General features: G+C 37.5%; 21 protein-coding genes. 10 read left to right on the top strand and 11 right to left on the bottom strand.

Annotated features, from left to right (window positions below; translation table 11 throughout):
• Together GQR44_RS15445 and GQR44_RS15440 are read right to left on the bottom strand one after the other, a co-directional pair.
• Complete coding sequence (locus tag GQR44_RS15445) at positions 1-663, bottom strand: TetR/AcrR family transcriptional regulator (RefSeq protein WP_166372624.1); 663 nt, start codon at positions 661-663, stop codon at positions 1-3.
• A gap of 414 nt (positions 664-1,077) precedes the next feature.
• Positions 1,078-1,632: a pyridoxamine 5'-phosphate oxidase family protein gene (locus tag GQR44_RS15440; RefSeq protein ID WP_166372623.1), complete on the bottom strand. Its 555-nt coding sequence runs from the start codon at positions 1,630-1,632 to the stop codon at positions 1,078-1,080.
• Positions 1,633-1,958: 326 nt separating this feature from the next.
• Here GQR44_RS15440 and GQR44_RS15435 point away from each other — a divergent pair, with 326 nt between their 5' ends.
• The 4 genes from GQR44_RS15435 (at position 1,959) to GQR44_RS15420 (ending at position 5,203) form a co-directional block, all read left to right on the top strand.
• Positions 1,959-2,753 carry an energy transducer TonB gene (locus GQR44_RS15435; protein WP_166372622.1) on the top strand — a complete coding sequence of 265 codons (795 nt, stop codon included), beginning with the start codon at positions 1,959-1,961 and terminating at the stop codon, positions 2,751-2,753.
• Positions 2,754-2,755: 2 nt separating this feature from the next.
• A complete protein-coding gene (locus GQR44_RS15430) occupies positions 2,756-3,442 on the top strand; it encodes a MotA/TolQ/ExbB proton channel family protein (RefSeq protein WP_166372621.1) in 687 nt (228 codons plus the stop codon).
• Positions 3,439-3,864: a biopolymer transporter ExbD gene (locus GQR44_RS15425; protein ID WP_166372620.1), complete on the top strand. Its 426-nt coding sequence runs from the start codon at positions 3,439-3,441 to the stop codon at positions 3,862-3,864. The genes GQR44_RS15430 and GQR44_RS15425 overlap by 4 nt, the downstream gene beginning before the upstream one ends.
• Positions 3,865-4,399: 535 nt before the next feature.
• Positions 4,400-5,203 carry a hydratase gene (locus GQR44_RS15420; RefSeq protein ID WP_166372619.1) on the top strand — a complete coding sequence of 268 codons (804 nt, stop codon included), beginning with the start codon at positions 4,400-4,402 and terminating at the stop codon, positions 5,201-5,203.
• A 64-nt stretch (positions 5,204-5,267) separates the two neighbouring features.
• Here GQR44_RS15420 and GQR44_RS15415 read toward each other — a convergent pair whose 3' ends face one another.
• A complete protein-coding gene (locus GQR44_RS15415; protein WP_166372618.1) occupies positions 5,268-6,149 on the bottom strand; it encodes a DMT family transporter in 882 nt (293 codons plus the stop codon).
• Positions 6,150-6,491: 342 nt separating this feature from the next.
• Here GQR44_RS15415 and GQR44_RS15410 point away from each other — a divergent pair, with 342 nt between their 5' ends.
• From GQR44_RS15410 to GQR44_RS15400, 3 genes are all read left to right on the top strand, one after another.
• A complete protein-coding gene (locus tag GQR44_RS15410; protein ID WP_166372617.1) occupies positions 6,492-6,734 on the top strand; it encodes a hypothetical protein in 243 nt (80 codons plus the stop codon).
• 145 nt (positions 6,735-6,879) lie between these two features.
• A complete protein-coding gene (locus GQR44_RS15405; protein ID WP_166372616.1) occupies positions 6,880-7,188 on the top strand; it encodes a PTS fructose transporter subunit IIB in 309 nt (102 codons plus the stop codon).
• Between the two features lie 5 nt (positions 7,189-7,193).
• The gene (locus GQR44_RS15400) at positions 7,194-8,024 is read left to right on the top strand and encodes a PTS sugar transporter subunit IIA (protein ID WP_166372615.1); all 831 of its coding nucleotides are present in this window, start codon (positions 7,194-7,196) and stop codon (positions 8,022-8,024) included.
• Between the two features lie 35 nt (positions 8,025-8,059).
• Here the strand turns inward: GQR44_RS15400 and GQR44_RS15395 are convergent, their stop codons facing one another.
• Positions 8,060-8,926: an AraC family transcriptional regulator gene (locus tag GQR44_RS15395; protein WP_166372614.1), complete on the bottom strand. Its 867-nt coding sequence runs from the start codon at positions 8,924-8,926 to the stop codon at positions 8,060-8,062.
• A 230-nt stretch (positions 8,927-9,156) separates the two neighbouring features.
• Between GQR44_RS15395 and GQR44_RS15390 the strand changes: the two genes are divergently transcribed.
• Positions 9,157-11,064 (top strand): fructose-specific PTS transporter subunit EIIC, encoded by a 1,908-nt coding sequence (locus GQR44_RS15390; protein ID WP_166372613.1) that lies wholly within the window; start codon positions 9,157-9,159, stop codon positions 11,062-11,064.
• Positions 11,065-11,187: 123 nt separating this feature from the next.
• Here GQR44_RS15390 and GQR44_RS15385 read toward each other — a convergent pair whose 3' ends face one another.
• The 5 genes from GQR44_RS15385 to msrA form a co-directional block, all read right to left on the bottom strand.
• Positions 11,188-12,195: a Gfo/Idh/MocA family oxidoreductase gene (locus GQR44_RS15385; protein WP_240923668.1), complete on the bottom strand. Its 1,008-nt coding sequence runs from the start codon at positions 12,193-12,195 to the stop codon at positions 11,188-11,190.
• A 135-nt stretch (positions 12,196-12,330) separates the two neighbouring features.
• Positions 12,331-12,837 (bottom strand): DUF1294 domain-containing protein, encoded by a 507-nt coding sequence (locus GQR44_RS15380; RefSeq protein ID WP_166372612.1) that lies wholly within the window; start codon positions 12,835-12,837, stop codon positions 12,331-12,333.
• An 11-nt stretch (positions 12,838-12,848) separates the two neighbouring features.
• Positions 12,849-13,202, bottom strand: coding sequence for a YIP1 family protein (locus GQR44_RS15375; protein ID WP_166372611.1), 354 nt, complete (start codon positions 13,200-13,202; stop codon positions 12,849-12,851).
• A gap of 271 nt (positions 13,203-13,473) precedes the next feature.
• Positions 13,474-14,277 carry a MetQ/NlpA family ABC transporter substrate-binding protein gene (locus GQR44_RS15370; protein ID WP_166372610.1) on the bottom strand — a complete coding sequence of 268 codons (804 nt, stop codon included), beginning with the start codon at positions 14,275-14,277 and terminating at the stop codon, positions 13,474-13,476.
• A 265-nt stretch (positions 14,278-14,542) separates the two neighbouring features.
• A complete protein-coding gene (gene msrA / locus GQR44_RS15365; protein ID WP_166372609.1) occupies positions 14,543-15,136 on the bottom strand; it encodes a peptide-methionine (S)-S-oxide reductase MsrA in 594 nt (197 codons plus the stop codon).
• A gap of 365 nt (positions 15,137-15,501) precedes the next feature.
• Here msrA and GQR44_RS15360 point away from each other — a divergent pair, with 365 nt between their 5' ends.
• Positions 15,502-16,368 carry a hypothetical protein gene (locus GQR44_RS15360; protein WP_166372608.1) on the top strand — a complete coding sequence of 289 codons (867 nt, stop codon included), beginning with the start codon at positions 15,502-15,504 and terminating at the stop codon, positions 16,366-16,368.
• 138 nt (positions 16,369-16,506) lie between these two features.
• On the opposite strand, the gene GQR44_RS15355 is transcribed toward GQR44_RS15360, so the two are convergent.
• A complete protein-coding gene (locus GQR44_RS15355; protein WP_166372607.1) occupies positions 16,507-17,409 on the bottom strand; it encodes a LysR family transcriptional regulator in 903 nt (300 codons plus the stop codon).
• A gap of 132 nt (positions 17,410-17,541) precedes the next feature.
• On the opposite strand from GQR44_RS15355, the gene GQR44_RS15350 reads away from it, so the two are divergent.
• Entirely contained in the window at positions 17,542-18,063 is a 522-nt protein-coding gene (locus GQR44_RS15350) for an NAD(P)H-dependent oxidoreductase (protein ID WP_166372606.1), read from the top strand.
• Positions 18,064-18,203: 140 nt separating this feature from the next.
• On the opposite strand, the gene glmS is transcribed toward GQR44_RS15350, so the two are convergent.
• Positions 18,204-20,036 carry a glutamine--fructose-6-phosphate transaminase (isomerizing) gene (gene glmS / locus GQR44_RS15345; protein WP_166372605.1) on the bottom strand — a complete coding sequence of 611 codons (1,833 nt, stop codon included), beginning with the start codon at positions 20,034-20,036 and terminating at the stop codon, positions 18,204-18,206.
• Positions 20,037-20,176: the final 140 nt, after the last annotated feature.

Below are 20,176 nucleotides of genomic sequence, written 5' to 3'. Positions count from 1 at the left end.
TCATTCTTTATCACTCTCAATAGGATTATTTTTAGGCGTATTTAAGCAACCAGTCTGTAATAATTGGGCATTTTGTTGCCCTAGCTTCAACATAAATTCAGGGGTTATTTTAATACCTATCGTATTTTTTATCCGATCAGGAATAAGGAATGGAAAAATCATCATACTGAAAAAGCTAATTTGCGCGCACAGAGGGTCTACACCGTCTTTTAGTAGTCCCTGCTGCTGCATTGAAGCAAATAAATTAATGTGTTTTGGACGAAAAACTTGATCCAGTATATTTTGAAAATCGATATTTTTATCACTGATTGGAGTTGAAGCGATTTTAAACATTAACTTAGGAAAGTCGGGGTTTTCACTCATTACGCGATAGTAAGTCATCATTAATAACTCACTACTTTTTTCATCAATATTTTGGTTTGCTTTACTTAATTGTTCGGTAACAGGGGCGGCAGTCTCTTTAAGCATCGCCATAAATAAACCCAGTTTAGATTGGAAATAATAACGAATAAGCGCACTATCTACTTGTGCTTTTTTAGCGATTTCACGAAGTGATACTTTGTCGTAGTCCTGCTCCACAAAGAGCTCCCTGGCAGACGTGATCAGCCTAGCTCGATTATCTCTATTTTCACTTGGGCGTCCTACTTTATTCACTTGCTTCATCGTAACCTTCCGTCTGCGACTCTATATTCTTCACCTGTAGAATATAATAATGCAAGAGTGATGACTGAAGCTAATAAAACAATTCTCTAAAGTGAACGGTTTAGTGAATAAAAAGAGAATTAGTTATCCACATCACACCTGCCTAACTATACCCGTTATCAATCGAGATGCTTTATTCAATTGTTAGCTTCGACAGCAAGGCAAGACGTAACTAAAGACAGTGCGAATAATTAATCGCATTAATTTTCTAGGAAGGTGTAAAAAAGAGTGTCACTTTTAAATAATGGGTATTAAAGATAAAGAGGAGGCTCACAGAGAACTTAAGGACTTAAGCCCCCTGCAAGCAAGTAACTGGAATGACTAAGTGGCCATCAATAAGCGAAAAATGACTCAATGAAAACTAACAACTCTTCATTAAGCACTACTGTGCCCTTTGTTAATATGAGTTTGATTAGCTAGATCATTAGCTAACACTTGATAAGCCTGACCAAATCCTTTCACATAAAGGCCCTGCTCTACTTTCAGCTTCACCAAATGAAAGTCATTGAATTGACTCAGCCCCTGTACCGTCTCGCCTAGCCTGTTAATCATCAATTCAATTACATCTTGCCACTGTTGCGTTTCACGTGAAACGATCATGGCATCAGCATCAAAGGTTAAGCGTACTCTTGCATATAAGTTCTTAGCTTTCGATTCTTCTTCAATTAACATCAAAGAAGCATTGGGGTTGTTTAATATATTTTGTGTATGTCGAGCCAATTCCGAAATCAATACATAAAAACTCTGCTCAAAGTAAACAAAAGGCGCATAGCTCGCATTAGGTTTAGCCTTTACATCAACGGTCGCTAGTTGCAGAGTTTTTTTACCGTTTATAAAGTCTAGAATTTCAGCCTCTACAAGCAGATCAGCTTGAGATTTATTTAATATTCCTTCATTTAACGCCGACTGATTTATAATTGATTGTTTCATTACATGCCACCTTAGCTGAAAATTGAATACTCCATGTTCCAATTCCATATATTTTGATTGGTAATAGGTATATTACATTTTCCAATTCTGCCTAGGTACCTTTAAAAAAATCAATCAGCCTTCATTATGCAAAATAGTGAAACAATCTGTCTCCTTTTTATCCAAAGTACAAATAAAACCAACCATTAGATGATAACTATTATCATCAAAAAATGTATCTTAATAAAAATATAAACTTAATACAAATGATAATTGATCTCATTGTTAATTTAATTGATAATGAGTCCTGTTACTGAATAGAATTTTTATATTGGAGTTATATCGTTATGTTTCGTTACCTAAGTGCTGGAATATTGTCTGTCGCGATTCATGCTTTAATTTTTGCCCCACTGTTTGATCAGCCAGTAATGGCACAACCTATGAGCCAACAATCGCAAAATGTTAGCATTAGTTTTAGTACCCCAAAAGCAACGCCTAAAAAGGCTGAAACAACACCCGTTCAAACAGAAACTCCACCAGTTCCAGTAAAAGAAGCTGCACCTACAATAGCGAAACCCAAACCAGTGGTCAAAAAGACAGTTAAGAAGCGCATCGTTAAAGAAAAGAGCGTGACTAAAAAAGAGAAAAAACAGGTTCCTAAAGCGATCCAAAAAGTAAAGAAGCAAGCGGCACCAGTAAAGAAACCAAAGAAAAAAATACAACAGTCTAACAAACCAACCGCGACTGCGGCGGCAAAGAAAGAAACAAAACAGATAGAACAACCAACGGCAGCACCAAAAGCAAAGCAGACAGTCAATGCGAAACAAGTTGTAAAAACTGACAATGGTTTACAGGGTAAACCGCAGCTAATACAAAAAAGTCGTTTTTTAAGTAAACCTAAACCACCTAGATATCCTCGTTTAGCAAAAAGAAAGGGGATCGAAGGTACGGTCACTTACGAGGTGTGGTTAGATGAGAAAGGTAAACAAGTTAAATTGTTATTAAAAGATTCTTCAGGCGCAAGAGTACTTGATCTTGCTGCTTTAAAAGCCATTAAAAAATGGAGATTTTCACCTCATAGTGTCAACGGGAAAACTGTTGCACATCGTATTTATGTCCCTATTAGCTTTCAATTGGATTAATCATGACTTTATTTAATTTAATACAACAACAACTTGGTTTAATGACTTGGCCATTATTAATTTGCTCGATTTTAACGTTAATGATCATAAGTGAACGATTATTAAAATTATTAAGCTTTGGTTCATTAAGCAAAAAAGAAATAACACAATTATTGAAAGGCCATGACCCAAAGCAAAGCGAGCAATTACAATCGCTTAGCGTGCAACTAAAAACAGAAAAAAATCTTGCTAAACGTGGTATCGCAATGCTTTTTGCGCATCAACACTTTAGCCAACAATTGCGTGAAGATACTGCCAGCATTTGGGTACAAGATAAGCGTCAAGAGTTACACAGCGGATTAAAGCTATTAGCCTTGATTGGCGTGATCAGCCCATTACTGGGTTTATTAGGTACCGTATTAGGTTTAATTGAGATGTTTAAAGCCATAGCTTTAACCACAGGCTCAGTCACTCCCAATGATTTGGCTGATGGATTAGGCATTGCAATGCGCACCACAGCCGCGGGTTTATTAATTGCGTTACCTGCTATTTGTGGCGCGCAGCTATTAGGGTTATGGGCAAATAAAGTAACTTATCGTTTAGAATTTACACTCAATTTTTGTAACCTTTGGTTACAAGGCGTTAGTTTTCCTGAGCAAAAACGTACTGCAAAAACAACTATCGCAACAACGCAGGAAGTTAACTCGTGATTAGAAGTCAACGAGCCAATGATCAACAATCATTTCAAGTTGATCTCACTCCATTACTCGATATTATTTTTATTGTGATGGTATTTTTAATGCTCTCAGCAAATATTAAATTGCAGTCATTAGAAGTTGACTTACCAACTACAGATAGCAGTGCTAGCCAAGTGGTTGATGATAAGGCGGTTACCATTAATTTACTTCATCAAGCACCACACTGGGCGATTGATGGGGTAGCACAAGCAGATTGGCCAACGTTCCAACAAAAGTTAATTAAAATCACGAAGGAAAAACCTGCAACACAATGGGTTATTGCAGCGGATAAAACGGCTGATGTGCAGTATATGGTGCAGTTATTAGGCTTTTTACAACAGCATAATATTCAAGCAACGCAAATATTAATCGAAGAAGAGTCGTCGAAAAATTAAAGCCATGCCATTAAAGGCACAGCATTCATGCTTCGACATACTAACTACAATTAAAATGCATTTCTAAAAGACTATTCTGCTAGATCCTTGATAATAAGGTAGGCGAATAGTCTTTATGCACTTCAATGTTGAACCTATCCTGATAAAAAATGTTAAGCGTTTTATATAAGCTGCAGATACAAATAAAAACACACCGCTACTTTTCCACTTTTAACTTCAAAGCTTAAACTCCAAAGTATTAACTTCACCCCTTTAATTTCAAATTAAAGTCATATGAAGTGGCTTCATTAATCTGTTACAAACATTAAATCACAATCTGTTCGCCAAAATATATTGAATAAAATTAAAAGCTATCTCTGTGATCTGATAGATTCATCATCAGGCGACACCTTACGCATTGGAATATTTTCCATGTAAAGTGACACAGCGAGCATATAATAATACAAATACTAACTTTTCAATAAATTTACGTTAATATTATTGAAGAGTAACTCCTTTTAATCTGGCAACAGCCGTAACTAACAAGAGACTGAAGATGACTGACAACAATAATCAAACATTAAGCAATCAAGCTTGTATCAAAGCTGCACAGGAACTATTAGCAAGACGTAAAAATAATCACAGAGGTGAAATGTTAAACGCTGATTGTCGTCCAACTAACCTAGATGATGCACTCGCAATACAAATGGCAACGGTTAAAGAAAATGGATCTAAAATAGAGGGGTGGAAATGTTTAGTGCCATTAAACCCTGAGCAAATGGTGGTTGCACCTGTATTAGAAGGTACTGTACAACAAGGCGCAGAGTGTTTAGTACAACCAACACAACCAGGCAACACTTTAATTGAGCCTGAAATAGCATTTATCCTAGGTCAAGACTTACCTGCTCGAGATCAAGCTTATACTGAACAAGAAATCGATGATGCCATTGTATCTTGCCATATGGCACTTGAGTTATTACAACGCCGTTACAGCCCTAATGATGACCTTGTTTTCTTTGATAATTTAGCCGATTGCCTACTTAACCAAGGTATATTTATTGGACCTGAGATCAGTAAAGAACAAGCTTATCAAGCCTCTGAAATCAATATTGATATCACTACAATTGCAGCCACTGGACAACCTGAAACAAAAAATTACGATGGTAAGCACCCTAACCTGTCTGCACATAAACCAGTTTATTGGTTAATTAATTTCATGCGAGATAGAGGTGTCAGCTTCAAAAAAGGACAAGCTATCATTACTGGTTCTTATGCCGGTGCGATAGAAGTACCTATTGATACAACAGAAATTAAATATCAAGATCTAGGTAAATACCAAGTAAGCTTTAAAGCAATTTAGATTATAGCTATTTAAATTATAGCAATGGAGTACTTGAACCTTTGTAAGTACTCCATTAATACTGCTAATGAGCCTTGCGTAACGCCTTCTTAAATGAAAATCCTGTCACTAACACGGTACCTGTGATCACTAATATTGCACCTAATAACGTATTCAACCCAATCGCTTCCCCTAAGAATAAACGCCCCCATAAAATACCAAACAGCGGCACTAAAAAAGTCACCGATAATGCCGATGCAGGACCATCGTCTTTCACTAATTTAAAATATAATAAATACGCAATACCTGTGCAGATAACACCAAGCACTAATACCGAAAGACTAATAGGTAAAGTAATAGGATCTCTAATAGGTATAAAAGGAAGCAATGGTAAAACAATAATCACGGATGCCCACATGCTGCCATGTGCATTTTCAAATGGCGCTACCGCAGGTGCAACCTTAGTATAATTTGCAGAAAACCCATACATTAAAGCGGCCAGCAAACAGGCCGCGATAGCCAGTAATCCCTGTTCACCAAGTGCCATTGCTTGCTGCCCAACCAATACCGAGACTCCTAACATACCCACTAACAAACCTAGGCCTGCTTTTAACGGTAAACGTTCTCTTTGCCACAAACTTGCTATCACAGCACCAAATAATGGTGCTGTTGAGTTAATAATCGCAAGTGTCGATGCATTTAAAGTTTGTGCTGCATAAGCAAACATTAGAAAAGGGAAGGCACTATTAAAGGCACCAATAATAAAAAAATGTTTAATATAAGAAATAAACTGTAATTTTCGACCAAGATAGAGGCTCATTAACAACAAAAATAATGCCGCCGCTAATACTCTTCCTTCAACTAACATCGCAGGACCTAAACTATTTGCAGTCAGGCGCATAAACAAAAATGAGCCGCCCCAAATAGAGGCTAATAAAATTAATCGTAAAACACTCGCGACAGGCATAGCAGGTCCTTTAAGTAAGCTTTAATGTAATAATTTGGCTTGAAAAAGCCCATTGAAATAAGTTTTCATAACTGCAAAGGTGGTAATAATAAACAGTGTTAAACAGCACTATAGATAAATGATATATAACATATTTTACAGGTTATGCCTTGCTATTAAATATTGTAATTGCGAACTAAGTCAACGGTATTGTTTAGGGTATTATTTAGGAGCTTACTAAGTAACGTATTTTTATTATCTATACGATTAATTTGTCAATGTGCAACAAAGCAAAGTAGACTGATGGTGACAATATAATGACATAACGATAAAATTGATAGAACGGTAAAACAGGAGGACAACATGCTAATTTTTTATATTATTTGCGGGTGTTTTATCTTTGCTATATCAGGTTTCATTGTGCAATATAATCGCTTAGCGATATATCGCCGCCGTGTCATTCGACACCTTGCTGGTCATGGTTCACGAGTCAAATCAGAGCGCCCTCATCAACCACCTATTATTTTATCTGAACAACAAGAGCAGCAAATAAAACAATGTTTTTTAAAAGGGGTTAGCATTCCACAATGCATTGAGCAGCTTTAATAGTAATGATTTATAAGGTCTAGTGATGTTCTTCATAACTAGACCTCTACATGATTGAATAAACACCTCTCAAGCCTTAAGCTCCCAGTTAATGTTTTTTTCAAAAAATCAGTAAACCTTAATAAAATCAATTCAGGAAAATAAGATGAGAATGGTGGCGGTTACGGCATGCCCAACAGGCATTGCACATACTTATATGGCGGCAGAAGCTTTAATCAAATCTGCAGCCAGTTTTGGTATCCAAATACAAGTCGAAACCCAAGGAGCAATGGGTATTGAAAATCAATTAACCCATCAAGATATTCACCAAGCAGATCTGATACTGATTGCGTCCGATATCAACATTGAAAATGCTGAACGCTTCCAACAATATCAAGTAATTAACACAACAATAGTTGAAGTCTTAACTGACCCAAATAAAGTCATTCAAGATTGTATCAAGCAAATCAGTTAATCATCATGTCAACAATACGTATTACTCTGTATTTAGGGGAAAGTGGACTCACAGCTTGGTTAATTAAGGGTATTAACCATCGCTTACGTGACATACAAGGCGCTGCTGAATTAATCAAAATAGATACGTTACAGCGAGTTAATGTACAACACCAGTTGGCAGCACTTAGCCTCGCTTTTAAGCCCTTTGAACTATGCCAAATTTTTCTTATTGGGGAGAATCTACAAACTCAGGTTGACGCACTCAAGTTATATTTACAACAATACTGTATATTGGTGGCAGATACATACACGGCAACGCTCCATTCAAGCTCGCCAATGCGCCATGATAACTTTCAGTTTCATCACTTCTCAGTCCCCAATAAAATGAGCGCCAAACACCGTTACCACGTTATGCCCTTTGCTAAAGATGCCACCATAGTCGATAAAGCACGCATCCTTAAACTAATCGCTAAAATGGCTTCCATCAAACACTATAAAAAAATAGAGTTACAACTCATACAAAGAGAACAACTATCCTCAACTGATATGGCAGGAGGCATTGCCCTACCGCATATAGTGAGTGAATATATCGATCAACCGATGATGATTTGTTTAACCTCCAAAACAGCCATTGACTGGCAGTCAGCACATGGTGGAGTGACTCATATCGTAGCGCTGCTATTACCCAAACCTTGCACTAAAGAGGCTATTTTAGCGGTACGGCATTTAGCAGTTAACTTACTCAATGCTGATAAAAAACAGTTTATTACTTATCATTACATGGGTCATCAATTACAAGCTATTTTAACTTGTTTCATGCAACCTACTGAGCAGTCTACCGAACAATATCGATAACCCTCTGACGTTATTTCACCTAGCAGTAACCCGAATTAAGAGGGCCGTTGTTGATCACTGTAGATCGCCCTAAATTCACTCGGTGTACGCCCTAATTTACTTTTAAATACACGATAGAAATAGTTAACATCATTAAACCCGCAACGTAATGCAACTTCACTAAGTCGAAAGGAATAGCGTGTTAACATAAATTTAGCACGCTCTAAACGTACCCATGTAATGTAATCAGCCAAGCGCATGTGCCCTTGTTGACGAAATAAACGCGATAGATGATTGGGGCTAACATTAAAATGATGAGCGATATTATCGCGACTAATATGGCGATGAAAATTTTCTTGAATATAAATGCAGACTCCCTGATACAAATCTTCACTGCGTCCTTGATTAGCGCTCTCAGGGGATAGCAACATACCATGACAATAGGTCATAAGGGCCATCAATAAATGCCCACCCGTTGGATGCTGAATTTTCTCTTTTGCTAAGGTATTTAACGCATTTAAAATATGATCCAAGGCATGGCCTGTACGAGTTTGCAGGCTATATTTTTGCACATCAAAAAAGGCCTCTTCCCCTTTGCGCTTTTGCACCAAACTAAATCCTAACTGACGCTTACCAAATAATAAACTAAGCACACTACAGTCGCTATTCCACTCAGGTTTATTCCAACTATTAGGTGGAATATATAAAATATCTCCAGGTAATATCTTCACCTCAGTCAAGCCAAATTCAGGATCTTCAATTTTATTAATGTACTCACCAGTGATAACAAATTCCATACGCGGAAAATTAACCTGATAACTAAATGAAGGAGGCGTTGAATGATCACTGGCAAACCACACACGATTAAACTGATCTATTTCAGACAACACACCTTCTAATACATTAATAAATACTTGGCTCATGGTTATTATTCACTTTTATCGTCAATGGAAATAAATTTAGGTGCAATATCAATATAATAACCCCTAGTATTTGTTGCACATAGATTAACCTAGTGACCCACTTCACAAAGGGATATTTAGGGTACAATAATCCAGTAAATGGATTGACTGTACACTATTTTTTATCCGTAAAATATCCAACAATTGCCTCCATAAACTAAAACAATATTTTACACAGAGGAGGTGCAGTCATGATTACTCAAATGATTAATGAAAAGTTGATATGCTTAAATCTTAAAGCCACAACTAAAGATGAAGTACTAAATGAGATGGTCGAGCTATTAGCCAAACAAGGCAAACTGAGCGACCGAGATAGCTTTTTAAAAGATGTCTATGCGCGTGAAGCTATCGATAATACTGGTTTTGAAGAAGGTGTTGCGATACCTCATGCTAAAAGCTCGGCAGTCATTGAACCAGCTGTAGCCATTGGTATTAGTAAATCGGGTATTGAATACGGTGCTGAAGATGGTAAAAATTCAACACTATTTTTCATGATAGCTTCTCCCGATGGTGGTTTTGATCATCACATAGAAGTGTTAGCAGAACTCTCCTCTAAATTAATTGAAGATGGGTTTATTGATGCAATGCATAAAGCGACATCAACTAAACAGGCACTTGCTTTATTATTAGAGAAAAAAGAAATAACCGATAAAGTCGCCTTGGATAAAGGCTTCATTATTGGTGTAACGGGTTGCCCAACTGGCATTGCTCACACCTATTTAGCAGCGGAAGCATTAGAAAAAGCAGCGGCACAAATGGGGTACGAAATTAAAGTAGAGACCAATGGTTCTATTGGCGTAAAAAACGCACCGACAGCAGAAGAAATTGAACGCGCTGTGGCGATTGTTGTAAGTAGTGATAAGCAGGTTGATATGACTCGCTTTGATGGTAAAAAGCTCATTCAAACTCCAGTAAAAGCGCCGATTAGTAATGGTAAAGCAGTTATTCAACAAGCATTGGATGCACCTGCTTACCAAGCTGACTCAAAAAACTCATCACAAAACAATTCCTCTGCAACTTCAGGTAGATCTAACCTTTATCGTTATTTAATGAATGGTGTATCGCATATGATCCCATTTGTAGTCACCGGCGGTTTAATGATTGCACTGTCGCTTGCTTTGGGGGGAGAGCCAACAGCTAATGGCATGCAAATTCCTGAAGGCAGTTTATGGAATCAAGTACTTAATGTAGGTGTCGTTGCCTTTACTCTTATGATCCCTATTCTGGCCGGTTACATTGCCTATGCCATTGGTGATCGCGCAGCGCTTGCTCCAGGGTTCATTGGTGGTTGGATTGCTAACAATGGTTCGTTTTATGATGCTTCTGCAGGAACTGGGTTCATCGGAGCCATTGTCGCAGGCCTATTAGTGGGTTACTTTGTACGCTTTATTGCAACGCGTGAGTACCACAAAATGGTTGCGCCACTTGTACCGATTATGATCGCACCCATTTTAGGTACCGTCTTTATCGCTTCGTTATTTATTTTTGTTATTGGTGCACCTATTGCCAATTTAATGGAATGGTTAAACGCAGTCCTCACTGAAATGAGTACCGGTAATGTCGTTTTATTAGGCATTGTATTAGGCGGCATGGCAGGCTTTGATATGGGTGGACCATTTAATAAAGTGGCATTCCTCTTCTCCGTGGGCATGATCGCAAGCGGCCAAACTCAGTTTATGGGTGCAATGGCAGTCGCTATTCCAATTGCTCCACTGGGTATGGCACTAGCCACCGTGATTGGCCGTAAACTAGAAATATTTGAAGACAGTGAAATAGAAGCGGGTAAAGCAGCCGGTGCGATGGGTCTCGTTGGTATCTCTGAAGGTGCAATCCCTTTTGCAGCGCAGGATCCTCTATCAGTCATTCCTGCCAACGTACTAGGCTCAATGGTCGGCGCAGTAATGGCCTTCTCCTTTGGTATCACCAACAGTGTTGCTCATGGCGGGCCAGTTGTCGTATTACTTGGCGCAATGAACAAACCAGTGATGGCAATTATATGTATGGCAACGGGCACCGTCGTGACAGCCTTAGTTTGTGTTACATTGAAAAAAATGCGCATTGCACGTAAAGCAAAACAGCTGACTTCAGCAAGCGCATAAAACTTAGCGTATAAGCTAAATCATAAAAGGCAGATAATGTTCCCATTATCTGCCTTTTTTCGTTACTGCCAACGGAGTCTATTCTTTCCGTTTAGTAGAGAGTTATGTTTCTCGCTAATAAACTTAATTAATTTTATCAGCTGGAAATACAACCCCTGTTTGGCGGCGGATCTCAGTTGTCATACGAGAAACACTCAATGCTCTTGCCTTGGCTTTTTCACATAATTTGCCCTGTTTAATTTGCTGAGCAAAAAAACTCGCTTCATAGGTCATAGTATTTTCAACCTGTGCAACTTTAAATTCTTGCACTGCTTCTCCTCGACGCTGTAGAGAAATATGATCACACTCAGAAATATGCGGAACTAACATCACTCCCGCCTCTCCTTGTAACTCACTTGGTAACGTTGAATCAGAGACTTTAGAATGGCGGATCACCACTTCAAAATCAGGATAATAAAAAATAGCAGCACCATGTGCATCGACACCCGAGTCAAGTAAATGCGCACTCGCTTTTATTTTTAATGGCTCACCGAACAAAGCAACAACACTGGATACACAATAAAAACCAATATCCATAATTGAACCATTGGAAAAAGCAGGATTAAAGGTATTTGGATTTTCTCCATCAAGATAACGCTGATAACGAGATGAGTATTGGCAGTAGTTAATGCTGACTTTATGTAAGCGACCTAATTTAGGTAAGTGTTCAGTGATTAAAGCGAAGTTAGGTAGATATTCAGTTTTAAATGCTTCAAACAATACTACATTGTTTTTTTCAGCAACCTCGAACATATGTTCAGCTTGGGTTATATTGGAAGCCACAGGTTTTTCGCAAATGACATGTTTGCCATTCTCTAGCATCAGAATACTTTGTTCGTAATGTAGTGAGTTTGGGCTAGCAATATAGATGGCATCAAAGGCATCGCTTTTAGCCATTTCTGTTAAATCAGTAAAACTAACAGCTGCACCATTGAAAGGAGCTGAGAATGCCTGTGCACGCTTTACATCTCGAGAATACACTGCTGTTAATTCAAACTCTTGAGATGCTATCGCAGCTTCGACAAAACGTTCAGTGATCCAGTTGGTACCAATAATAGCGAGACGTAACATCTTTCCTCCAGTGCTTTTCATATAAAAATTATGCCTGAATATATCATGATCTAACCCGAATCACGTCCACACAGTGAAAAATTTGGATTATAGGATGACATCCACCAGCTAGAAATTGTTAGCAGCAAGAAAAACGAGCGACAAGGCAATGTCACATTATTTTATGCGGCTTTCACGAATATAAAGCGTATCACTTTGTTTATAAATGTAATCATCAGTTCGAAAGGCTAATAGCAATGATAACGTTTGTTGAAGCTGTGGCTGGTGGATATGAATGATCACATGACTTTGTAATTGATGCGTAAATTGACGTAATAAAGTCGCACCTTGTACTGTATGTAGGCTGGCAATCAAGGCTACATTTAGTAGCAGCGTGAACATAAACATCACTCTAAAAGATTGCTTTTGGCTTTTATGGCGTAACCTCTGTTGTGCGATAATTGCCCCCGGCCAACCACATAAAATAGAACAAAAGTGTAAGGTTTTTTCAGGCGTTCGCCATCGATTAAGACGCGCTGCTTTTTTATCTTTTGCATAAATGAAATAAGTCACTAGGCTAGCAACCGCAAAAACAACAAAAATGAAGAGTGGCATGTATCCAAGAAAATAAGAAACAGCTAAACCTACAATAGCCAAATATATAGGCAGGTAATGATAATTCATAAGTTCTCTAACTATGCTATATAAGGTTTATTGGAAGTGATTTTAGCTAAGCCATTAATAATGCGATAAATAGACCACACCCAAGTCACAAACAAAACAAAGTAACCCACAACAAAGAAAGCCAAGATCAATCCCACTACTGACCAGGCTAATACCCACCAAAACGTACTCATAATATTGGTATAGTGATCTTCAAACAAAGTACCCCGTGCATCTTCTCTTTTAACCATCACCCAAATAGCACCGATTAACCAAAATATGCCGGTAAACATACCCAGAATCATCAAACCATAACCAATTAGCGCACTGGTTTTTGCTGCATCATCTTCAATAGATAAACTCAAGTTTGAGCGTAAATCGTTCATTTTAATCTCTTTTAATTTTTCATTTATATCAAGGCAATTCGTCTAAAGAATTGATCATTTTATTAAGCACAATGCTATCAAAGGCATTAATACCCATGAACTCATGTTTTAAATCAGCACAGAGGTTGAAACGGTTACTTATCTTAATATGCAGTTACCATTTTAATGCATTACAGCATAAAAATAACACGAACAGAAGGTTAGTTACAGGAGGTAGGAATCACTGGCTTTGAAGTGTTAGCCAGTGATTATTTGTGCTTATCTTGATAGGTTAAAACGCAGCTTCAATGGTGCCTTTGTATGTTTTATCTAAAAATTGACGTGTTGCTTCAGATTGAAGGATCTTAACAAACTTCTTATAAGTTGCATTATCTTTATCTTGTACACGCGCAGCAACATTCATCACAGCAAATTCCGCATCTTTCGCTTCTAAATAAATACCTTGTTCAGCAGGATTTAAACCTGAAGACATAACGTAATTCATAGTAATAACCGATGCATCAACATCATCTAAAGTACGTGGTAATTGTGCTGCTTCCACTTCAATAAATTGAAAGTTTTTAGGATTTTCAACAATATCGTAAACCGTCGTTTTTGCACCAGCATCTGGCTTTAACGTGATCAGTTTTGCATCAGCTAATAACAGTAAACCACGACCACCATTGGTTGGATCGTTAGGAATTGAAATTTTTGCGTTGTCAGGTAAATCATTGATCGACTTGTACTTAGTCGAGTAAATACCCATACGCATTAAAATAGAATGACCGATAGAAACAATTTTTTGCTCGCTGTTACTATTAAAGTTACTCATGAAAGGTTGGTGCTGGTAACTGTTAAGATCCAGGCTACCATCCGCTAACGCAGCATTAGGCGTGATGTAATCAGAAAAAATGACAACTTCAACGTTCAAACCTTGCTTAGCCGCTTCAATAGCGACAGCTTCAATAACTTCAGCATGAGGACCAACGGTTGCGCCTACTTTAATCACTTCAGTGTTTTCTTCTTGCCCACAGGCTGCTAATCCAAACACTAGGGGTAAAAGATAAAATAACCTTGAGATTTTCTTATTAAACATTTTCAGTTCCTTTAAAATAAATGGCCGTATAGACGTCTAAATAAGATAATACAATAAAGATTATAATAGTCATAACTATTTTAACGGTGCTTGATATAATAGATGGTTATAAGTAATAGATATTATTACTTTATTTTTGCCACTAAAAACAAAAAACGGCTACTCAATTGAGTTAGCCGTTTTCATCGTTTTCTATTAATTCATTGCTTTCTATTAATGCATTGCTTTATTAATTCAAGCGCAACTATCAATTAGCAACATCAGATTAGCCATGAGTAGCGCGATCACCCCAAATCTCTTTTAAGCGTTGGTCTCGGCCACAGTTCCAGCGATAAGCTTTGTAACGTAGTGGACTATTTTTATAATAATCCTGATGGTAGCTTTCAGCGCCTTTAATAGGATAAAAAGTACTGCTATCTAAAATAGGTGTAACAACTTTTTGCTTGGGGAACTCAGCAATCACTGTCTGTTTAGATTTTTCAGCCAATGCTCGCTCCTGTTCGTTTGCAACAAAAACAGCACTTAAATAACTTTCGCCTTTATCGCAAAATTGCCCTCTTCCATCAAAAGGGTCAATATTTACCCAGTAATGATCTAATATCTGTTGGTAGCTCACTTGCTTGGCATCATAAGTAATTTCAACAGCTTCATAATGCCCTTGATGATTGCCTCGATAAGTTGGGTTCTCTAACGTGCCACCAGTAAAACCAGACACAACATCAGTCACCCCCGGTAATTTTTCAAAATCAGATTCCATACACCAAAAACAACCACCTGCTAATACGGCTTTATCCGCATTTGCTAATGACACATAAAAAAGCATCGATGTTGATAAAACTAACCCTAATATTTTTTTCATAGATATCTCGCCCTGCTGAATAAATAAAAAATGCTGTAGATATGAGTAAGTAGACCTGACGTTGATAAAAATTATTTCATTTAGAATGAAATAATACTGCACTTATGAGAATTTATCTTAAGATCTAGTAAAAGTATCGAGATACCAACACAACAAATGTGAATTTTTATTAATAAAATATTTCACAGCACGAAATAATAAGATAATCATTCTATTCTGGCTGTGTAAGGCTAATGGACGCTTCTAATTTTAGTTAATAAGAAGATCCTTTAAATCACCAGTAAGAAGATTAATATTATTATAACGGACTATTAAAATGGTAGTGTCTCTTATACTTTTCAAATTAATCCAATTAGGTTTAGATGATGAAATTCATAAATATAATCAAGGGAGACTTCGAGCAGACTAAATGGATGCTTGAGGAAGATAAACTGATACTTGGATCTTACAATGTTCAAGAAATTCCGATTAGAGAGATTATATCGATAGAAAAGAAAGAAGTTATCAAAAAAGATTATTACGTAGTATTCAAACTTGGCTCAGGCCAAAATTTTACCGCAATGATGAAAGAAAAAAATTATAACCATCTATATAAAGCGTTTCTTTCTAAGGGAAATAACCCAACGAACATTAACCTTCCTATAAAAAATAAACCCAAAGCTAACAAAGTATGGTTTTGTACCGGCTTAGCAATATTAGCCATCTTTTTATTTATTAGTCGTGGTGCATCTGAATCTGATTTGGGATCAATAGCGAGACTTGATGCATGTGACTATTTAGCTAAAAATAACTTACCTACAGGTGACTGGAAAGAGCATTATGGAGAGTATAGCTGTAACAGTGAATATTATGATGTAGATGTTAGTAACAATAATTCATTGTCTAATAATATTGCGTATTATGTTCAGGGAACTTCACCAACGATATGGGATACATTGAAAATAGTTGGGAATGTCAACACTCCAAAAGATAGAGACGAATTCAATCATCAATTCAATAAAACAATTAAATCTTTCATTGACTCCTTTTCAGGAAAACCTGTAAATATTTTTGCTAAAAAAGATGTAATTATGATGATTGATCAAGGAAAAATAGAGAGTCCCATTAAGCTAGGTAAGGTAGAGTACGACGAAAATAATAGCGCTTCCATTTTTTTATCAGGTAAAAAAATTCTGTGGAAGAATTCAAGTGAAGGCTTTGAGTATCAATTCATCATTGAACGAAGAAAGTAATCACTGCACGCAAAAGCTGCTATTGCAGCTTTTTATAAATAAAGATTTCCCTATCTCTTAAATATTGCTCAAATGCCACATTCGAAGCATGTTTTATACACAAAAAACACTATATCCATCACTTGCTTAGCTACCCTTCTAATCCCCTAATTCTGCTATTACAAAGTCGATAAAACTACGTACCTTGGCTGACATATGCTTTCTACTCGGGTAAACCACATAAACCCCTATTGGCGGCTTAGGCCAATCACAGAAAATCTCTACTAATCCCCCTATTTCCACTTCATCTTTTAAGGCAAATTGTGGCACGCGAATAATGCCTTGGTCGGCAACGGCGAGGTCTATTTCCAATGTGGCATTGTTGGTTAGTACATGACTTTCAACATGCACCTGAATGGTTTCTCCTTGATGATCACGAAACAGCCAAATATTAGGTTGCTTCAAATTACTATAGCTAATGATTTTATGGCGATCTAAATCATAGGGGTGGTTTGGAGTACCATGTTTCGCTAAATAGCGAGGTGAAGCTAATACTAAAGCTTCTGATTGACTCACCCTGCGACTAATTAAACTAGAGTCTTCGAGCTGCGTAGAGGCTCTGATCACGACATCAAAACCATCGGCGATAAGATCTACTTTTCTATCATTAAGTTCTAATTCAAGTTGGATTTTTTGATGCTTTTCAGTAAATAGACTCAACACAGGACTCAGGTTAGACAAACCATAGGAGATAGGACAACTTATGCGTAGCTTTCCTCTAGGCTCCCCTTGATTCCCACTAATACTATTTTCTGCTTGTTCGGCATCTTCAATGAGTTGCTGGCACAATTGAAAATACAACTCACCTTCCTGCGTTAAACTCAAGGATCGTGTGGTTCTATGTAATAGGCGAATACCCAAACGTGCTTCTAACTTATTCACTTCCTTACTAATGTAAGAGGTGGAATGGCCACTATTCTCTGCAGCTAAGGTAAAACTACCTAATTTTGCTACATCAACAAAAACAACCATGCCATCAAATAATTTGCTTTTATTCGCCATCACATCACCTTTTATTTAAATAGATAACAACAAGTCATTTGGAAACAATCTATGCACAAAACGACTATTACTCAACAAATGATAATAATTTAAAGTGTATCCATCCACTGAGAGAAAGAACAGGAAATAATAATGAAAGTACTCGCATTCGCAGCAACAAGTAGCAAAAGCTCTATTAACAAACAACTAGCTAATTACACAGCCAAACAAATTAACAACGCACAAGTAGAGTTGTTAGATATCAACGATTATGAAATGCCACTATTTAATGAAGACCGTGAAAAAGAATTAGGACAGCCAGCGCTAGCTAAAGCCTTTTATAAAAAATTGGGTGAAGCTGATGTGATTGTTATCTCTTTTGCAGAGCATAACGGTTCTTATACTGCGGCTTATAAAAATCTATTTGATTGGACGTCTCGTATTGATCAAAAACTATTCCAAAACAAACCGGTCATTATGCTGTCAACGTCACCGGGTCCTGGTGGTGCCGCTAGCGTATTAGCTTCAGCACAAGCTTCAGCACCATTTTTTGCAGCCGAGGTGAAAGGTGCCATTTCAGTACCTAGCTTCTACGATAATTTTGACCTAGAAAATGGCCAATTAACCAACCAAGACTTGGTTGATAAAATAATGAGTGTTATTGCTAAGCTGTAAAACTTAGATTCAAATATTAAAAAGCGAAATGATATGACTTAAGCTTTTAAAATAGGAATAAGAGTGCTTGAATCGCTAATAACAAAAAACCGACTAACGTCGGTTTTTTTATGATCATAAATAAAAACTTACTTTATCATTTATTCAACTGTAACAGCTTTAGCTAGGTTACGTGGTTGGTCTACATCAGTACCTTTAATCAATGCCACATGGTATGACAATAATTGCATCGGTACCGTATGGAATATAGGTGCGATGATTGGATTTACATGAGGTAATGAGATAATTTTCATTCCATCACATGCTTCAAAGCCTGAGTTTTCATCAGCAAATACATACAATAAACCGCCACGTGCACGCACTTCTTCAACATTTGACTTCAATTTTTCTAATAAGTCATTGTTTGGTGCAACCACTACTACAGGCATATCTGCATCCACTAATGCTAATGGACCATGTTTTAATTCACCTGCTGCGTAAGCTTCTGCATGAATGTAAGAGATCTCTTTTAGTTTTAATGCCGCTTCCATCGCGATTGGGTAGTACTCACCACGACCTAAGAATAATGTGTGGTGTTTATCGGCAAAGTCTGGTGCTAATGCAGCAATTTCTTTATCAAACGCTAACGCTTTTTCAATTTCAGTTGGTAATGAATGCAGCGCATGTACAATTTCAGCTTCTTTTTGCGGACTAATAGTACCTTGCTCTTTACCAATAGCAGTCACCAAGATCAGCATTGCAGCAAGTTGTGTAGTAAATGCTTTAGTCGATGCCACACCAATTTCAGTCCCAGCGCGAGTCATAAACGCAAGGTCAGATTCACGTACTAGTGAAGAACCAGATACGTTACAGATAGACATCGCAGACATGTAACCTTTCTCTTTCGCTAAACGCAATGCAGCCAACGTGTCAGCTGTTTCGCCTGATTGAGAAAGTGTAAGCAATAAGCTATTTGGGCGAACAACAAAATCGCGGTAACGGAATTCAGAAGCAATTTCAACATCACAACTTACGCCAGCAAGTGATTCAAACCAATAACGAGCCGCCATACCTGAGTTGTATGAAGTCCCACAAGCGATGATTTGAACATGTTCAACTTTAGATAAAATCTCTTTTGCGCCATTACCAATGCTTTCAACAATGATGCTGTCTTCGTTTATACGCCCTTCTAATGCACTGATTAATGCAGTAGGCTGTTCAAAAATTTCTTTTTGCATAAAGTGACGGTATTTACCTTTACTACCTGCATCATGCTCAACGGTAGATTCAATCACTTCACGTTCAATCGCTTCACCGCTTGCATCAAAAATATTAACTTCGCGACGAGTAATTTCCGCTACATCACCTTCTTCAAGGTAAGTAAAACGACGTGTTACGTTTAATAGCGCTAGTTGGTCTGATGCAAGGAAGTTTTCACCAATACCATGACCGATAACTATTGGGCTACCTGAACGTGCAACGACTAAACGAGATGGGTCACGGCTATCTAATGCAACCATGCCGTAAGCACCTTCTAATTGAGGCACTGCTTTTTGTACTGCTTCACGTAATGAAGCTGCTGTTTTTAGTTCCCATTCTACTAAATGAGCAATTACTTCAGTATCAGTTTGAGATTCAAAAACATAACCACGCTCTTGTAACAAGCGACGTAGTGATTCGTGGTTTTCGATAATACCGTTATGTACGATAGAGATAGCACCAGAAACATGTGGGTGAGCATTAACTTCTGAAGGTTCGCCGTGTGTTGCCCAACGTGTATGAGCAATACCTGTTCCGCCCATTGTATGCATTGCATCAACAGCATCAGCTAATTCTTTTACTTTACCTAAACGACGTACGCGAGTTAATTTACCTTCGCTATCAACAATGGCAACACCTGCTGAGTCATAACCACGATATTCTAATTTTTTTAAACCTTCGATTAAAATTTCAGACACTTCTCTTTGCGCAACTGCACCAACGATACCGCACATAAACTACCCCTTTTAATTAGTTTCAAATTATATAAACACGCACTCTAGTGCATTTTTAAACATAAATCACTTAAAAAAACGCACAAACGCGCATAAAACTTATGTTTTACATCATTTAGTCAAACTAAAAGTAAAAAGGT

The sequence above is a fragment of the Psychromonas sp. SA13A genome (assembly GCF_011378715.1).
GTDB lineage: Bacteria > Pseudomonadota > Gammaproteobacteria > Enterobacterales > Psychromonadaceae > Psychromonas.
The sequence above is the reverse complement of the archived record's forward strand: the minus strand, read 5'-3'. Positions and strand labels throughout refer to the sequence as shown.

What these genes read in the sequence shown, in the direction of transcription:
- GQR44_RS15445 (WP_166372624.1), bottom strand. Translation starts at nt 663, where the DNA reads ATGAAGCAAGTGAATAAAGTAGGACGCCCAAGTGAAAATAGAGATAAT.
- GQR44_RS15440 (WP_166372623.1), bottom strand. Translation starts at nt 1,632, where the DNA reads ATGAAACAATCAATTATAAATCAGTCGGCGTTAAATGAAGGAATATTA.
- GQR44_RS15435 (WP_166372622.1), top strand. Translation starts at nt 1,959, where the DNA reads ATGTTTCGTTACCTAAGTGCTGGAATATTGTCTGTCGCGATTCATGCT.
- GQR44_RS15430 (WP_166372621.1), top strand. Translation starts at nt 2,756, where the DNA reads ATGACTTTATTTAATTTAATACAACAACAACTTGGTTTAATGACTTGG.
- GQR44_RS15420 (WP_166372619.1), top strand. Translation starts at nt 4,400, where the DNA reads ATGACTGACAACAATAATCAAACATTAAGCAATCAAGCTTGTATCAAA.
- GQR44_RS15415 (WP_166372618.1), bottom strand. Translation starts at nt 6,149, where the DNA reads ATGCCTGTCGCGAGTGTTTTACGATTAATTTTATTAGCCTCTATTTGG.
- GQR44_RS15410 (WP_166372617.1), top strand. Translation starts at nt 6,492, where the DNA reads ATGCTAATTTTTTATATTATTTGCGGGTGTTTTATCTTTGCTATATCA.
- GQR44_RS15405 (WP_166372616.1), top strand. Translation starts at nt 6,880, where the DNA reads ATGAGAATGGTGGCGGTTACGGCATGCCCAACAGGCATTGCACATACT.
- GQR44_RS15400 (WP_166372615.1), top strand. Translation starts at nt 7,194, where the DNA reads ATGTCAACAATACGTATTACTCTGTATTTAGGGGAAAGTGGACTCACA.
- GQR44_RS15395 (WP_166372614.1), bottom strand. Translation starts at nt 8,926, where the DNA reads ATGAGCCAAGTATTTATTAATGTATTAGAAGGTGTGTTGTCTGAAATA.
- GQR44_RS15390 (WP_166372613.1), top strand. Translation starts at nt 9,157, where the DNA reads ATGATTACTCAAATGATTAATGAAAAGTTGATATGCTTAAATCTTAAA.
- GQR44_RS15385 (WP_240923668.1), bottom strand. Translation starts at nt 12,195, where the DNA reads ATGAAAAGCACTGGAGGAAAGATGTTACGTCTCGCTATTATTGGTACC.
- GQR44_RS15380 (WP_166372612.1), bottom strand. Translation starts at nt 12,837, where the DNA reads ATGAATTATCATTACCTGCCTATATATTTGGCTATTGTAGGTTTAGCT.
- GQR44_RS15375 (WP_166372611.1), bottom strand. Translation starts at nt 13,202, where the DNA reads ATGAACGATTTACGCTCAAACTTGAGTTTATCTATTGAAGATGATGCA.
- GQR44_RS15370 (WP_166372610.1), bottom strand. Translation starts at nt 14,277, where the DNA reads ATGTTTAATAAGAAAATCTCAAGGTTATTTTATCTTTTACCCCTAGTG.
- msrA (WP_166372609.1), bottom strand. Translation starts at nt 15,136, where the DNA reads ATGAAAAAAATATTAGGGTTAGTTTTATCAACATCGATGCTTTTTTAT.
- GQR44_RS15360 (WP_166372608.1), top strand. Translation starts at nt 15,502, where the DNA reads ATGAAATTCATAAATATAATCAAGGGAGACTTCGAGCAGACTAAATGG.
- GQR44_RS15355 (WP_166372607.1), bottom strand. Translation starts at nt 17,409, where the DNA reads ATGGCGAATAAAAGCAAATTATTTGATGGCATGGTTGTTTTTGTTGAT.
- GQR44_RS15350 (WP_166372606.1), top strand. Translation starts at nt 17,542, where the DNA reads ATGAAAGTACTCGCATTCGCAGCAACAAGTAGCAAAAGCTCTATTAAC.
- glmS (WP_166372605.1), bottom strand. Translation starts at nt 20,036, where the DNA reads ATGTGCGGTATCGTTGGTGCAGTTGCGCAAAGAGAAGTGTCTGAAATT.